At 53.5% G+C, this 12,638-nt stretch carries 14 protein-coding genes; 5 read left to right on the top strand and 9 right to left on the bottom strand.

What is annotated here, in order from left to right:
• The 6 genes from PKY88_07775 to PKY88_07750 all read right to left on the bottom strand — a co-directional run.
• Window positions 1-284: DUF5698 domain-containing protein (locus PKY88_07775; protein HOQ05094.1), on the bottom strand; the 284-nt coding region annotated here is incomplete at its 3' end.
• Window positions 285-303: 19 nt separating this feature from the next.
• Window positions 304-1,368, bottom strand: a complete 1,065-nt coding sequence (gene corA / locus PKY88_07770) for a magnesium/cobalt transporter CorA (GenBank protein ID HOQ05093.1) — start codon at window positions 1,366-1,368, stop codon at window positions 304-306.
• Window positions 1,369-1,458: 90 nt separating this feature from the next.
• Complete coding sequence (locus PKY88_07765) at window positions 1,459-3,006, bottom strand: PhoPQ-activated protein PqaA family protein (GenBank protein HOQ05092.1); 1,548 nt, start codon at window positions 3,004-3,006, stop codon at window positions 1,459-1,461.
• Window positions 3,007-3,090: 84 nt separating this feature from the next.
• Window positions 3,091-3,504 (bottom strand): Dabb family protein, encoded by a 414-nt coding sequence (locus tag PKY88_07760; protein HOQ05091.1) that lies wholly within the window; start codon window positions 3,502-3,504, stop codon window positions 3,091-3,093.
• A gap of 204 nt (window positions 3,505-3,708) precedes the next feature.
• A complete protein-coding gene (locus PKY88_07755) occupies window positions 3,709-4,041 on the bottom strand; it encodes a hypothetical protein (protein ID HOQ05090.1) in 333 nt (110 codons plus the stop codon).
• 257 nt (window positions 4,042-4,298) lie between these two features.
• Window positions 4,299-6,311, bottom strand: coding sequence for a PAS domain S-box protein (locus PKY88_07750; protein HOQ05089.1), 2,013 nt, complete (start codon window positions 6,309-6,311; stop codon window positions 4,299-4,301).
• A gap of 799 nt (window positions 6,312-7,110) precedes the next feature.
• Between PKY88_07750 and PKY88_07745 the strand changes: the two genes are divergently transcribed.
• The 3 genes from PKY88_07745 (at window position 7,111) to PKY88_07735 (ending at window position 8,744) form a co-directional block, all read left to right on the top strand.
• Window positions 7,111-7,386 carry a glycogen-binding domain-containing protein gene (locus PKY88_07745; GenBank protein HOQ05088.1) on the top strand — a complete coding sequence of 92 codons (276 nt, stop codon included), beginning with the start codon at window positions 7,111-7,113 and terminating at the stop codon, window positions 7,384-7,386.
• A 153-nt stretch (window positions 7,387-7,539) separates the two neighbouring features.
• Window positions 7,540-8,022: a helix-turn-helix domain-containing protein gene (locus tag PKY88_07740; GenBank protein ID HOQ05087.1), complete on the top strand. Its 483-nt coding sequence runs from the start codon at window positions 7,540-7,542 to the stop codon at window positions 8,020-8,022.
• The gene (locus tag PKY88_07735; protein ID HOQ05086.1) at window positions 8,019-8,744 is read left to right on the top strand and encodes a hypothetical protein; all 726 of its coding nucleotides are present in this window, start codon (window positions 8,019-8,021) and stop codon (window positions 8,742-8,744) included. Before PKY88_07740 ends, PKY88_07735 begins: the two co-directional genes overlap by 4 nt.
• Window positions 8,745-8,757: 13 nt before the next feature.
• Here PKY88_07735 and PKY88_07730 read toward each other — a convergent pair whose 3' ends face one another.
• A complete protein-coding gene (locus PKY88_07730) occupies window positions 8,758-9,015 on the bottom strand; it encodes a hypothetical protein (GenBank protein ID HOQ05085.1) in 258 nt (85 codons plus the stop codon).
• A gap of 212 nt (window positions 9,016-9,227) precedes the next feature.
• On the opposite strand from PKY88_07730, the gene PKY88_07725 reads away from it, so the two are divergent.
• The gene (locus PKY88_07725; protein HOQ05084.1) at window positions 9,228-9,977 is read left to right on the top strand and encodes a hypothetical protein; all 750 of its coding nucleotides are present in this window, start codon (window positions 9,228-9,230) and stop codon (window positions 9,975-9,977) included.
• Between the two features lie 78 nt (window positions 9,978-10,055).
• Window positions 10,056-10,709, top strand: coding sequence for a hypothetical protein (locus tag PKY88_07720; GenBank protein ID HOQ05083.1), 654 nt, complete (start codon window positions 10,056-10,058; stop codon window positions 10,707-10,709).
• A 12-nt stretch (window positions 10,710-10,721) separates the two neighbouring features.
• On the opposite strand, the gene PKY88_07715 is transcribed toward PKY88_07720, so the two are convergent.
• Window positions 10,722-10,970 (bottom strand): hypothetical protein, encoded by a 249-nt coding sequence (locus PKY88_07715; GenBank protein ID HOQ05082.1) that lies wholly within the window; start codon window positions 10,968-10,970, stop codon window positions 10,722-10,724.
• A gap of 72 nt (window positions 10,971-11,042) precedes the next feature.
• Window positions 11,043-12,635 (bottom strand): alpha-L-fucosidase, encoded by a 1,593-nt coding sequence (locus PKY88_07710; protein HOQ05081.1) that lies wholly within the window; start codon window positions 12,633-12,635, stop codon window positions 11,043-11,045.
• Window positions 12,636-12,638: the final 3 nt, after the last annotated feature.

Raw genomic sequence — 12,638 nt, 5'->3', positions numbered from 1 at the left:
AGGCGGTCCACGAGCATCATTCCGATATAATTGCCGGCGGCAAATCCGGCGGCATAGGCAATATAGCAAAGCGGATTGGCCAGATGCCGCATAATCTGCCCGATGACTACCAGCCAGATGAGCACCTCAAAGAAGCCCGCCAGCGGTGCCAGAATCTTCATCCCGCGGGCGACAAAAATCAGACGAATCGTTCCAATTGTCACATCCGCAATGCGGGCAATAAAAATCAGAAGCGGAAGCACAATCCAGGCAAACCAGAACGAATTCATCCAGCTCTCAGTCATTTTGCCTCTTTACGAACGGCTACAGCCATTTGTTTTTCTTAAAGAAGTACAGCATTCCTAAAAAGATTGTCCCCATCGCCCCCAGTACGGTTGGATACCCCCAGCGCCATTCCAGTTCCGGCATATACCGAAAATTCATCCCGTAAATGCTGGCAATAAAAGATAAGGGAATGAAAATCGTGGTGATAATCGTCAGCACTTTCATAATCGCATTCAGCCGATTGCTGATGCTGGTCAGGTAAATATCCAGAAGCCCCGACACCGTATCGCGGAAGGTATCCACCGAATCCATTACCTGAATCGTATGGTCATAGACGTCGCGAAAATACGGTTCCGTCGTATCCGTAATCAGCGGGCTGGCGGTTTTTTCGATCTGGCTGATGACCTCCCGAAGCGGCCAGACCGATTTGCGCAGATAAATCAGTTCCCGTTTCAGGGCATAAATCCGGTTGAGCGTTTCCTCCGACGGTTCTTTTATCACTTCCTGCTCGAGGGCCTCGACCCGCTCGCCCAGTTTTTCCAGAATCAGAAAATACCCGTCCACGACGGCGTCCATCAGCCGATAGACCAGATAATCCGCCTTGGTGTTCCGCACGCGTCCCCGTCCGGTACGAATTTGCTCCCGAATGGGGTCAAAAACATCCCCCACGCTTTCCTGAAAAGAGACGACATAACCGGGCCCCAGCAGGATGCTCACCTGTTCCGACTGAATCGTCTCGGTGGCATCCATATATTGCAGCATCCGAAACACGACGAACAGATGGGACGTGCTGTCATCGCATTTGGGACGTTGGCCGGTGCTTAAAATATCCTCCAGAATCAGCGGATAAACCCCGAACTGACGCCCGATGCCTTCAATGACGCTGATATCCGCCAGCCCGTCAATGTTTATCCAGCGGACGGTTTGCAGGGGCTGGGGCTTAAAGCACTCCTCCAGGCGAACCGGCTTTCGCTCCTCATAGAAATCCGGCCCGTATTCAAAGACTGTGATAACGGTTGCTTCCGGCGGCCGCTCTCCGGTATGCATGAGCGTCCCCGGCGGCAGGCCGGCTTTTTCCGAACGTCTGCGGGTTTTTTTCGCCATCGACGAGTCCTTGTCTTTTGAAAAAAGCAAAAATACCCCGGACGAAACGTTTGTGCAACTATTTTACGCGGCATTCTGCCGAATGGCCGGTCAGAAGGTCTCAAGCCAGTGGCTTCCGAACAGAGCCAGGTCATTCAGATTCACCACTCCGTCGCCGCCGCGCCGCGGGAAGAGATCCCGGTACGGATTGCCCGTCAGCCAGTGTTCGCTGAAGATGACCAAATCCGAAAGGTTCGTGCTTCGGTCTCGGCTGAAGTCAGTCTCAAACGGTCGGATTTCCGGGACCACGACCATTTCGGTGGTGAACAGATACGGATAGGAAATGCCGCCGACGGTCCTGCCGGGGAAGGTCAGTTCGACAAAGTAGGCCGTCCAGCCCTGCGGCGGAACAGGCACCTGCCCGATATACACTCCGCCGCCCTGGTCCGTTAGGGCGGTGGACGTCCAGTTAGGGCCGGTCGTCAGCCGCCGAAAATCCCGCGCCGTCGGGTTGGTAATCTGCCAGAGTTTGACCGCTGAAGGCGTCGTCGAAGTCTGGACAATTGTCGTTCCGTCCGGCTGGACGGTCCAGCTGAAGCTCGGGCGGGCGGCCCCGTTCAGCACTGCGTCATAGAAGGGGACCAGCCCGGCAAAAACGCTGCTGTAGGCGCCGTCCAGATAATGATTGGTATTCGGCACGGTTCGCAGGAGGGTTTCTCCGGACAGCTGGCGGATGTAAAACTGGGCCGAGTCGCTCACGAAAAAGTCGTCGCCGGAGGCGGTGATAATGTATTTGGGCAGGGTCAGGCGGCTGCGGTACCGGTAGGGGTCCACAATCTCCAGCAGTTCGGCCGTTCGGGGCAAGTCAAACCGGTCAAAAATCGTTTTTTGCTGGTAGGGAGCCAGCGAGGGGGCCCAAAACCCATAGCAGGCCCAGTGATGAGCAAAGGAGCGCTCCATATTCAGCAGGTCGATGACAATCGGAGCAGCGGCGATGACACGGCTGTCCACGGCCGCCGTCAGCCAGGCCGTCCAGCCGCGTTTGGACCCGCCTGTGAGCACGAACGAGTTGACGGTTTTGGCCTGCGAGGCCGCGAAGGCCTGCACGGCATCCATACAGGCCTTGACCGATTTGACCATCGGCAGCTGGGCGGGCCAGAACGCATCGCCGCCGTTAAGGAACTTATCCCACGTATAGGCGATAATCTCATCCTCGCTGCGGGAGAAGGACTCATCCAGGAACCGGATGGGCTGATTGGGCACAGCCGTGAGGGTTACAATCAGGGAACGGGTGGCCGCCGAGAGCAGCCGCATCTGGCTGTCCGCGGCCGGGGCGGGGTCATTCGTGCTGCCGCCGTTAATCAAAAGCAGGGCGGTCGAACGGGTAGGCCCCAGAGCTGAAGAAGGAATAATCACCGTAACCCAGTGTTTCCAGAGAACCTGGCTGGGTTCGACTTCGGTGCTGCTGCGCCACTGCTGAGAATTCAGGCGAAGAGTAAAAGCGGTTGTGAAGGTGGCGGAATCATAGGACCCGCTGCCGACCTGAGTCCAGGAATATGCCGCATCCGGCATCGCTACATAATCATCCAGGGCCGTTGCAGAAACGAGTGCAGACAACACCAATAAGAAAAAACCCGCCCCAAAATATCGACTTTTCATCTCCTGTCCTCCTCGAAAAAACTGTATTCAGCATAGCATTCATCGCCCACAAAAGCAAGTCCTTCCGCTTCCGGAGGAAGCTGCTTACTGAATCAGGGAATCGAACACTCGGACCTGTTTCCAGTTGGCCTCGTTCCGCTGGATGAATTCGAGGTGCTTTTTGGAGGTTTGGTAGGCGTCGTATGCGGCGACGCTGTCAAAGACAATCAGCACGCTCACATCAAAGGTCGTATCATTCACCGGACGCTGCATCTGGACCGCCCGCTCGCCCGCCGCAAAATACACCACCCCCTCGTGGCTGCGCAGCCAGGCATAGGCATCCCGGACCAGCTGCTGTTTGGCATAAATGGAGTTATTGTGCAGCGTAAAAAAGACACAGTGAGCTACCTGCGGACCGGCGGTCAGTTTCTTGGGCTGCCCGACCATTTCGCAGCCTGCGGCCAGCAAAAGCGTGCTCAATACTCCAAATACTCCAAAAAAGAATTTGCTCCCGCTCATTCCCGTTCCTTTCCATCATCCGAAGTTTTTCCTTCATTCAGATAATGAACCATAAGACCGCTCGTTTGAAAAGGGGATTTCCGATTTCGGCAGGGATTTCGATGGAGCGCAAAAAAATAAGGATTCCCCTTCTGCCGGGAAATCCTGCACCGGTTTGCTTAAACCGTTTTGTGTGCCGTAAGGGTCGCCCGCTCCATCAGACCATTACCAGGTCTGATTTTGCGCTTCCAGTTCGCTTTCGAGGTTCAGACGGGCGTATTGGGAGGGAACCTCCTCTTTCCCGTCATCCTCTGCGGCCATCAGAGGTGTACTGCTGATGGGAAGGGCCGCTTCCGGAAGATAGCGTGAGAGGACTTGCTGGGCCTGTTCGGTTTGTCCGGCGGCCATCAGTTCCTGTACGGCCTCCAGACGCGCCTGAGCCAGGACCCGCTCGCAGCGGTCTTGAGCCCATTGGGCGCGGAAATCCGACGTTCCGCATCCGCTGCCTATCAGTGCGATCCCTGCGACAGCCAAAATCAAAAATGGGATAGGTTTCATAATTCTTCTCCCCGTTACTGCTTCGGCTGGGCGCAGATTGTTTACCTTGCCATTTTACCGAAGACTTCTCAAACAAACTATACAAAATGTTGGAAGCCCGCGGCGTTTTTTGAAAAAAAAATTGCCTTATTTGCGCATATTCTCCGCTTTTCCTTATGTCGGCTGTCAGGCCTGAAAACATAAGAGAAATCGTCGTTTTTTTGCTGATTTTGCCTTTTTTAATATTGAAAACAGCCAACTTTCCCCAACGAGGGAGATTATCGGACCGCAGGAAGAGAAACAAAAAAAGAAGCCCCCGCCCCCAGTTCAGATTCCACCCAGATTCGCCCATCCAGCCGGTCCAGAATCCGACGCACAATTGTCAATCCGAGCCCTTCGCCTTTTTGCGGGCCGTCCGGATTGAGGCGATGAAAGATTTCAAAAATCTTCTCGTGGTGTTCTTTGGCGATGCCTATTCCATTATCCTTGATTGTATAAATAACTTCATCCCCGCGAGTCTGTCCGGTAATCCAAATCCGGACAGGTTCTTCCGGACGGCGGTATTTCAGGGCATTGTCTATCAGATTACTGAAGACTTGGTTGACTTGAACAGCATCCCCCAGACAATCCGGAAGCGTGTCCAGATGAATCTGTGCCCCCAGCCGGCGAATCTCATACCGCATAGCCCCCAATACCAACTGAAGAAGGGAGTTCATCCGAATCCGTTCAATCCGAATCGTGGCGGTCCCGACCCGGGAAAGCCGAAGCAGACCGCTCAGCAGGGAATCCATTTTGGCCGTGCCGGCCGAGATAAAGTGAAGGGATTCGCCGATATCTTTCTGGAGAAGCTCCTGGAGCCGTTTGTTTGTTTCCGGCGGCAGCTCCGCCTTTTCCAAAAGGGTTTTCATTTCTTCCAGTGCCCGCCGAATCTCACCGGCAAAGCCTTCAATGTTCACCAGCGGCCCGCGCAAATCATGAGAAGCCACGAAAACAACACTTTCCAGTTCTTCGTTCTTGGTTCGAAGTTCCCGCAGCAGTTTTTCCCGGGCGTTTTCTGCGGCCTTTCGTTCGGAAATATCCTGCGCAAAGGCACAGTGGTATTCCTGCCCTTCATAATTCAGATAACTGCTGACGATTTCGACCGGAAAGACCCGTCCGTCTTTGGTTTTGTGCATGCTTTCCAGACGCAGGGAACCTGTTTGCTTCATTGTGGTCCAGATCTGGGCCGCTTTGTCTTTCGAGTAAATCGGGTCAATGTCCAGAATGGACATCTGCAGCAGTTCTTCCTCCGTATACCCGAGGGTGCGGCAGGCGGCCTGGTTGACCTGAATCAGACGAAGATTGGAGTCCAGCCAATACATCGGCGTGGTCAAATGGTCCACAGCGAACTGCGTAAACTGCAGGGCCCGCTCGGCTTGTTTGCGGTCCGTGATATCCGTCAGGGCGAAGAGCTCTCCTTTGGAGCGATCCTGAGGGTCCAGATAAACCCCTCGCAGCAGCACGGAAAGCAAATGACCGTCTTTGTGTCGGAAGGTCAATTCGTCCATTACTTCTCCAGCGGCCTGAAGACGCGCATACAGCGAGTGCCCCCATAGGTCAAATTCTTCTTTCGAACGGTACAGGCAGGAAGTATCTCGTCCGATTAATTCTTCCGCCGAATATCCTATGAGGCTGCAGAAGATTTGATTGACACGGAGGAAGATGCGGTTTTTCACATGGCTGATGCCCACCGGGACCGCCTGCAAAACTGCATCCAGCTCCTGCTGGCGTCGGGTCTGTTCTTCCTGGTGCCGCTTTTTTTCTGTTACGTCACGAAAAATCCCGACGGCGTAGGGGGCGCCGTTCAGCCAAAAAAGAGCGGCGGAAATATCCGCATAAAAAATCTGTCCGTCCTTGCGTCGAATGGATTGGGCGGAAACCTGCTGGGGATGTCCTGCGGCCAGCTGTTCGAAGTGTCCAAGAGCCGATTCGTGAACATTCGGCGGAAGAATATCCAGAAGAGTCAGTTGTTCAATTTCTTCGGCGGTATAGCCGAGCATCCGGCACATCTGCTGATTGGGCATCAGGAATCGGCGGGTCCGGCAGTCCAGCAGCATAATTCCGTCCAAAGCGTTTTCAAAAAGAGCCCGAAATTTCTGCTCGTTCTCTTCCGCCTGAAGACGGGCACTGGCCAGCTCTTCCAGGATTTTTTGAACCGAACACCCGGACGAAGCGGCAGAAGCGGGACAGCCGTTCAAGAGAGATTGGAAGGACGCTTTTCGGATGATTTCGGGTTCTTCCGATTCTGTCATCAGCAAACTCCGGGAATTTCTCTTATTTTTTATATCTGTTTTTGGGAGAAACTGCAAGAACCAACTTATCCATCTTCAAAGATTTTGAACCGCCCGGAGAGAAGAGAGGAAATTGGCGCAAATGGTCGGCCCATAGCTCCTCACTCCTGGCGCTATGGGCCGCACCCTCCACCGTTACTGTGTCATAATCTTTCTACCTTACTTGTTTGGTGAGTTCTTTGTCAAGAGGTTTCCAGTGCTTTTTCAGGAAATGAGCCGACAAAAAAGCCAGATCCGCTCAAAAGCGAAATCTGGCTTCGGAGGAGGGTGATGAATTCTCTATTAAATATTGATAAATAATCGTCTTTTTTGTTTCTTCTTTTTTTTTGTTTTTTCTTTTTTTCTGCGTCTTTTTTGTGTTCTGGAGTCAGATAAAAACCGTTTTACAGTTCGATAGATTTATATCTCTTGTATTAGAAGGAACTTACATAAATCTGGCTTCCGGGTGCGTTTGGAGAAAAAAGGAATTTCCGGTTTCGGATTCTGTGGAGGTTCTTTGGTTTCTAACAGGGATTTCTCACGGGTTTCCTGTTAAATTTTTAGCAAAAAATGCAGCTTTATAGAACAAAAGGGGGGTTTTGGACAAAAACGGTGAACATTTGGGACTGTTCTGAAGTAGAAAGCGAAGAAAAACGAAAAGGGAATTTCTCCTTGCCTTTGTATCTGCGGAAACTATGATGAAAAAGGCGGGTTTGTTTTTTTTTCAAACACCGCCAAGCAGGGAGCGAAAACCAGTCAACAGATGAAGGGAGTGTCTGATATGGTTAAATCAGGAAAGAAAAAAGGCGAGTTTTGTTTCGTTTACAAACCGTCCGGCAAGGTGCAGAAGGTGGCGTTGGCCGGCTCATTCAATCAGTGGAAACCGCAAACGATGACCAAACAGAAAAACGGCGAATACACCCTGACAATCCCCCTGGCAGCCGGGTATTATGAGTATAAGTTCCTTGTGGACGGCAACTGGATGGAAGACAAAGACAACGGGGCTTATACCTTCAATCCCTACGGAACGCTGAATTCGGTTTTGAAGGTCGATTAATCAGCTTTTTTGAATAGGCGAAGGTCCGGTCATTTGTATTTTGGAAAAAAAGTTAGATAGATATCAAACAATTTTCTTGACAGATTTGATAAATAGAATACAATATCCGACGTGTAAAAAGTTGAGGATTTGAGGCGGCAGAAAGGAGAACAAATGGGCTGCTTACGAGCGGGAGCTTTGCGGAATTGGCCCGATTTGCCCACTGGTTTTCGGGAAAACAGGGATAGGATTCGGGCGGCGGCCGAACAAATCTGCCGACGCCTCGATTGGCTTGACAAGCCCGAACGGCTTCTGCTTGAAATGGTCTATGAGCAGGGAATGTCCGTCCGTAAAATTTCCGCCGTCCTCGGACAACATCCTTCGACAGTAGCCAGGCGGATTCATACGCTTGTTGAGGGGCTTTTTTCTCCGGAGTATCAGATTTGTCTGCGAGGCCGAAGCCGGCTAACCCCGCTGCAGATGAGCATCGCCCGTCACTATTTTGTCCGGAAAAAAAGCCGCCGTTGGCTGGCCCGCTTCCACCGCATTTCTCTTTATGCCCTGAACCGCCATCTGGAGACAATCATTGTTTTCATTGAGCGGCAAAAGATCTTCAGCGATTTCGGCTGGACTGCTGCAGCAGAAGGGCAGCGATGATGCGGCTGACGGGGACAACGAAATCTCCGCACTTTGTTCTCCGGAGCCCCCGGGCCGAGGAGCTGATGCGGTCCTTTGGGTTGGACCACCTGGATTTGAAGGAGCAGTCCCAATCGGTCCAGATTGTCATGGAGGCGGCGGCGGGGCAGATTTGTCTTCTCACGGGTCCGTCCGGAACCGGCAAAACCCTTCTTTTACGCCAATTCTTTCAGCAGACGGCTGCTGAGTCACGCCTTTGGCTGGAGGATATCGTCCTCGAATCCGACCGCAGTGTGATTGATTGTGTGGGGGGACCGCTGGAAGAGGCGGTTCGGCTTCTGTCTCATGTGGGGTTAGGAGATGTCTTTGCACTTCTGCGGTCTCCGGCGCATCTGAGCAGCGGCCAGCAGTTTCGGTATCGTCTTCTTCGCGCTGTTTTAGCCGGACGGCCGTGGCTGTTCGCCGATGAATTCGGGTCCGCCCTGGACCTTCCCGGTGCTGCAATGCTGGCTCTTCAGACGGCACATCTCATTCGGCAGCGCCGACAAACGCTGTTCGCTGCATCCGCACGGGATGAATTGGCCCCTTACTTTGCACCCGATATCTGGCTCCGACTGGATGCGGCTGCTCACGTGGAAGTGCTCTATTTCCGTTCGAAAAAGAACCTTTTTGAAAAAGGTATGCCGCCTGATGACCTGAAGGTCAGTCAGGCGGCGATACGCAGGCGAGGGCTGAAATCTTGAGTGGAAAACAAAATCAGGAGGTTTGGTTTATCGGGGCTTCTTTTTCAGATTTTAGTTCCTGAATGATTTGGCAGGCCCACTCATTTTGAGTCGGCAGCATATATTCTGGTACGGTCTGGATGCTCAGGGCCATGCCAACTTGATAGCGGGCACATTGATCAAATGACCCTAAACAATAACGTTCCCGGAACAGGTTTCTCAGTTTGGGCATATTTTCTTCGTTCTGAATCAAAAACTGGCACTGTTCAATCAGTGGGCAGGTTTTTTGCATATGAGCCGCTTCCTTCTTTTTTTCCCGATGTCTCCATCCGTTCTTTTTCGGATGTCAAGGAGTCATCAGAGCGATTACTCTCCGAATTATTCTGTTTTATCATAGGTAAATTCACCTATTTTTTCATCAGTATATTTTCTTATCGTCCGATTGAAATTAGGAGATTATTTTTTTTGAAAATTCCAGCAAATATTTTTAGAGGGCCATAAAAGATGGATTATTTTAAAAAAAACCAAAGTTTGGATGATTTTTCGATTACGGCTGCATCCCCTGATGATGTACGTAAGATGTCTTCTCTGCATTATCGGTCGTCGAGCTGTCGGCCCTATGTTTCGGCGTGGAAACTATGTCATGAAACCCTAATGGGGCCCTCCTTCTGCGCATATCCCATAGGGACTATTACCTATGCGATGCCGCTGCTGAACTGTGCGGCTCGTGGGCAGGCGGCGGGGGACCTTTTCTCGATTCCGGATAAGCGGCTGCGTTTAAAACGTCTGAATCAGTATGTGCGGCGAATCAGCCGAGTCATTATTGACCCGCGTTTTCGCGGGTTGGGGCTGGCCGCTCGTCTGGTGCGGGAAACGATGCCTCTTCTGAATGTGCCGATGATAGAGGCCGTTTCCGTAATGGGCTCGATGGCCTGCTTTTTTGAACGGGCGGGAATGCGAAAGATAGACATCCCGCCGCGTCCCCAGGCCCGGCTTCTGGCCGAACAGCTGGTTCAGGCGGGCATTTCGGAGGACCTCTGGACGGATGCCGCTGAAGTGGATGCGCGAATCCGCGCCCTGCCTTCTTCGAAAAAAGAGCCGCTGGCGAAAGCAGTGGAACGGTTTCTCGGCCCGTACGGCCGGCGCAGGCAGATGCCGGAGGGCCTTGCACGCATCCGGTTTGTTCTGTCGCGTCTGAATGCCCGCCCGGCCTATTTTGTCTGGTTTCATCCGGAGGTTCCGCTGACAAGGTAAGGCCCTAGGCCGGTTCTTTTCTTGCAGGGGAATTGGAAGGCCGTTATCATGGAAGGCAATAATCAGAAGGGAAATCCGATGGAACGAATCTGCCCGAATTGCCGCTCCCGCATTGCGACAGAGGATATCAATGTCTCGAAGGACATTGCTCTGTGCAGATCGTGCGGCTCTTCGTTTTCTTTTTCGCTTCTTGAACGCACTCGTCCGGTGTCGGATTTTTCGGAAATGGAATGTCCCCGGCATATCCGCATCGAAGAGGATTTTGGCCAAAAGGTAATTGTTTATCGACGCATCTGGCCGGTTGTCTGGGTTCTGATTCCTTTTACGGTTTTCTGGTCAGGGATGTCGATGTGGGGTCTCTATATCGATCCCCTGCGGCAGACACCGGTGGATTGGAAGCGGATGCTCTTTGGAATTCCGTTTCTGCTGGGCACGATTATGCTGATTGCGATGATTCTGTTCGGCTTATTCGGCAAAGTGGTCATCACATTGGAAAACGGGCAGGGAACGGTTTTTGTCGGCGTCGGGCCGCTGGGACGCACGCGGACTTTTTCGTACAGCCGGGACTCGTTCATTACGCTGAAAGATTCGAATTTCCGTCGAGACGACGTTCCGATTCAGGGCATCTGCATTCGGAATGGGCAGGAGGAATTTTGTTTCGGCACTTTGATTGATTTAAAGAGTCAGGTATATCTTGCGGCCTTGATTGCCGTCGAAGCGGCCAAATTGTAGCCCTCAGCGGATTTACGCCCCCGAACAGCCGGATTCCTCCGAGTGCCGCCGCAGAATCATCTCCGCCCACTGCAGCTGGGTCGGCAGCATCGACGTCGGCACATGTTCCCGCCCGATGCGGCTGGCCACCTGATAGCGGGCACAGTCGCCAAAGTGCCCGTGGCAGTAGTCGGCCTTCAGCTGGTCAAAGAGCGTCTGAAACCGCTGCACGGAGGGGTCGTTGAAGAAGGCGCAGCCCTGAAGGTACCTGCAGGTTTCCATGGTTTATCCCTTCCCTGATTTCACCTGGATGGACGCCATCTTACCCGCTTGGGTACCTGGGATGCAACTGTTTTAATAATATAATTCGATGGAGGCGACAGTCGGGGCCACCCTGTACCTGACAAAATGAATCCGCAGTTCGGTGGTGCTGGTTTCCGGCACGGCGAGGATGCGCTTATAGCCGATGGCGGCGGCTTCGGCCAGTTTGGTCCACCGGCCGTCCGGGCCTTTGGCTTCGACGAAAAAGGCCTCGACCCGCTGGCTGCGTCGGATTTGTTCCTGAAGCACAATCCGCCGGAAGGTCACCTGACGCGGAAGAGTAATGTGGAGCATCACAGGCCCGTCGGCGCTGCTGGCTGTGGCGGCCTCCCACCAGGTTTCGTAATCACCGTCAACCGCGGCGGAAGGGAGACGGTCCGGCAGGAAGCTGGCGGAGGAGGCGGTCGCGCCGACCGCCAGGTTTTGTCCGTAGCGAGTCTGACGCAGTTCGCCGAAGGCCTTCAGGGTCGCCACCGCCGGCTCCGTAAACAGCCCCCGCTTATCCGGGGGAATATTCAGAATCAAGCTTGCATTGCGACCGACGCTGCGTTCATAAAGGTCCATCAGTTCTTCCGGGGTTTTCATATGGTTGTCGTCGTGATAGAACCAGCCCGGCAGAATCGATGTGTTGGCTTCCGCCGGATACCAGTGCAGAGCTGCGGCTTTGGCCAGTCTGTCGCGATCCCCCAGAACGGGGTCGGTCATATCGGGCCAGTCGAATTCCTCCAGCGGCTTGTCCAGACCAATCACGCTCCATTCGATTTCCCGGGCTGTGCCGCTTTCATTTCCGGCCCATCGGATATCCGGCCCGCGGTTAAAGATGACGGCCTGCGGCTGAAGCAGGCGTATCAGTTCGGTCCATTCCCGGAGGGCCCATTTTTGTCCGCCTTTGGTTTTGGGGACGGCCCCGTCAAACCAGACTTCCGCTGCGGGACCGTATTCCGTCAGGAGTTCATACAGCTGGTTGAGAAAATAGCGGTTGTAGTCATCCACTTTGCACCGGTAGGTTGCGCCGGCCCCGAATCCTTCACGGGGAGCCGGGCGGGGGTTCAGCGGATTGCTTTGGAACGAAGCGGGGTCAGTGGGAATGACCGAATCGACGGCGGGGCTTCCGTTTCCGTAATAACCGTTCGGATGTTCCAGCTGGAATAAATCCGCCGGCGACAGATAGAGGCCCACTTCCAGACCTTCGGCCCGAACGGCATCGACAAATTCCCGGACCACATCACCCTTGCCGTCTTTCCAGGGGCTGTTTTTGACGGACTGTTCGGTGTAGCGCGACGGCCACAGACAGAATCCGTCGTGGTGTTTGACGGTGAGAACGGCCATGGTCATCCCCGCAGATTTCAGGGCTCTGGCCCATTGGCGGGCATCCAGAGCGGTCGGATGGAAGACGGAAGGACTCTCCGTGCCGGTTCCCCATTCGCGTCCGGTGAAGGTATTTGGGCCGAAATGAATAAACGCATAGACGTCGTGTTTACGCTGCCAGGCATATTGCCGCTCACTGGGGACCACGGAAACAAGTTTTTGTTCAAGCGCCGCTGTTTCCTGCAGGGAACGTTCGGCCGCCATGCCCGCAGCGGCGATGGAAAAAACAACAGATGAAACCAGCAGAATGCGCATCATACC

The sequence above is a fragment of the Anaerohalosphaeraceae bacterium genome, assembly GCA_035378985.1.
GTDB lineage: Bacteria > Planctomycetota > Phycisphaerae > Sedimentisphaerales > Anaerohalosphaeraceae > JAHDQI01.
Note: the sequence above shows the minus strand (reverse complement) of the source record. Positions and strands in the feature narration are given on the sequence as shown.

Excerpts from the sequence above, each read along its gene's own strand:
- corA (HOQ05093.1), bottom strand. The coding sequence starts at position 1,368 with ATGGCGAAAAAAACCCGCAGACGTTCGGAAAAAGCCGGCCTGCCGCCG.
- PKY88_07765 (HOQ05092.1), bottom strand. The coding sequence starts at position 3,006 with ATGAAAAGTCGATATTTTGGGGCGGGTTTTTTCTTATTGGTGTTGTCT.
- PKY88_07760 (HOQ05091.1), bottom strand. The coding sequence starts at position 3,504 with ATGAGCGGGAGCAAATTCTTTTTTGGAGTATTTGGAGTATTGAGCACG.
- PKY88_07755 (HOQ05090.1), bottom strand. The coding sequence starts at position 4,041 with ATGAAACCTATCCCATTTTTGATTTTGGCTGTCGCAGGGATCGCACTG.
- PKY88_07750 (HOQ05089.1), bottom strand. The coding sequence starts at position 6,311 with ATGACAGAATCGGAAGAACCCGAAATCATCCGAAAAGCGTCCTTCCAA.
- PKY88_07745 (HOQ05088.1), top strand. The coding sequence starts at position 7,111 with ATGGTTAAATCAGGAAAGAAAAAAGGCGAGTTTTGTTTCGTTTACAAA.
- PKY88_07740 (HOQ05087.1), top strand. The coding sequence starts at position 7,540 with ATGGGCTGCTTACGAGCGGGAGCTTTGCGGAATTGGCCCGATTTGCCC.
- PKY88_07735 (HOQ05086.1), top strand. The coding sequence starts at position 8,019 with ATGATGCGGCTGACGGGGACAACGAAATCTCCGCACTTTGTTCTCCGG.
- PKY88_07730 (HOQ05085.1), bottom strand. The coding sequence starts at position 9,015 with ATGCAAAAAACCTGCCCACTGATTGAACAGTGCCAGTTTTTGATTCAG.
- PKY88_07725 (HOQ05084.1), top strand. The coding sequence starts at position 9,228 with ATGGATTATTTTAAAAAAAACCAAAGTTTGGATGATTTTTCGATTACG.
- PKY88_07720 (HOQ05083.1), top strand. The coding sequence starts at position 10,056 with ATGGAACGAATCTGCCCGAATTGCCGCTCCCGCATTGCGACAGAGGAT.
- PKY88_07715 (HOQ05082.1), bottom strand. The coding sequence starts at position 10,970 with ATGGAAACCTGCAGGTACCTTCAGGGCTGCGCCTTCTTCAACGACCCC.
- PKY88_07710 (HOQ05081.1), bottom strand. The coding sequence starts at position 12,635 with ATGATGCGCATTCTGCTGGTTTCATCTGTTGTTTTTTCCATCGCCGCT.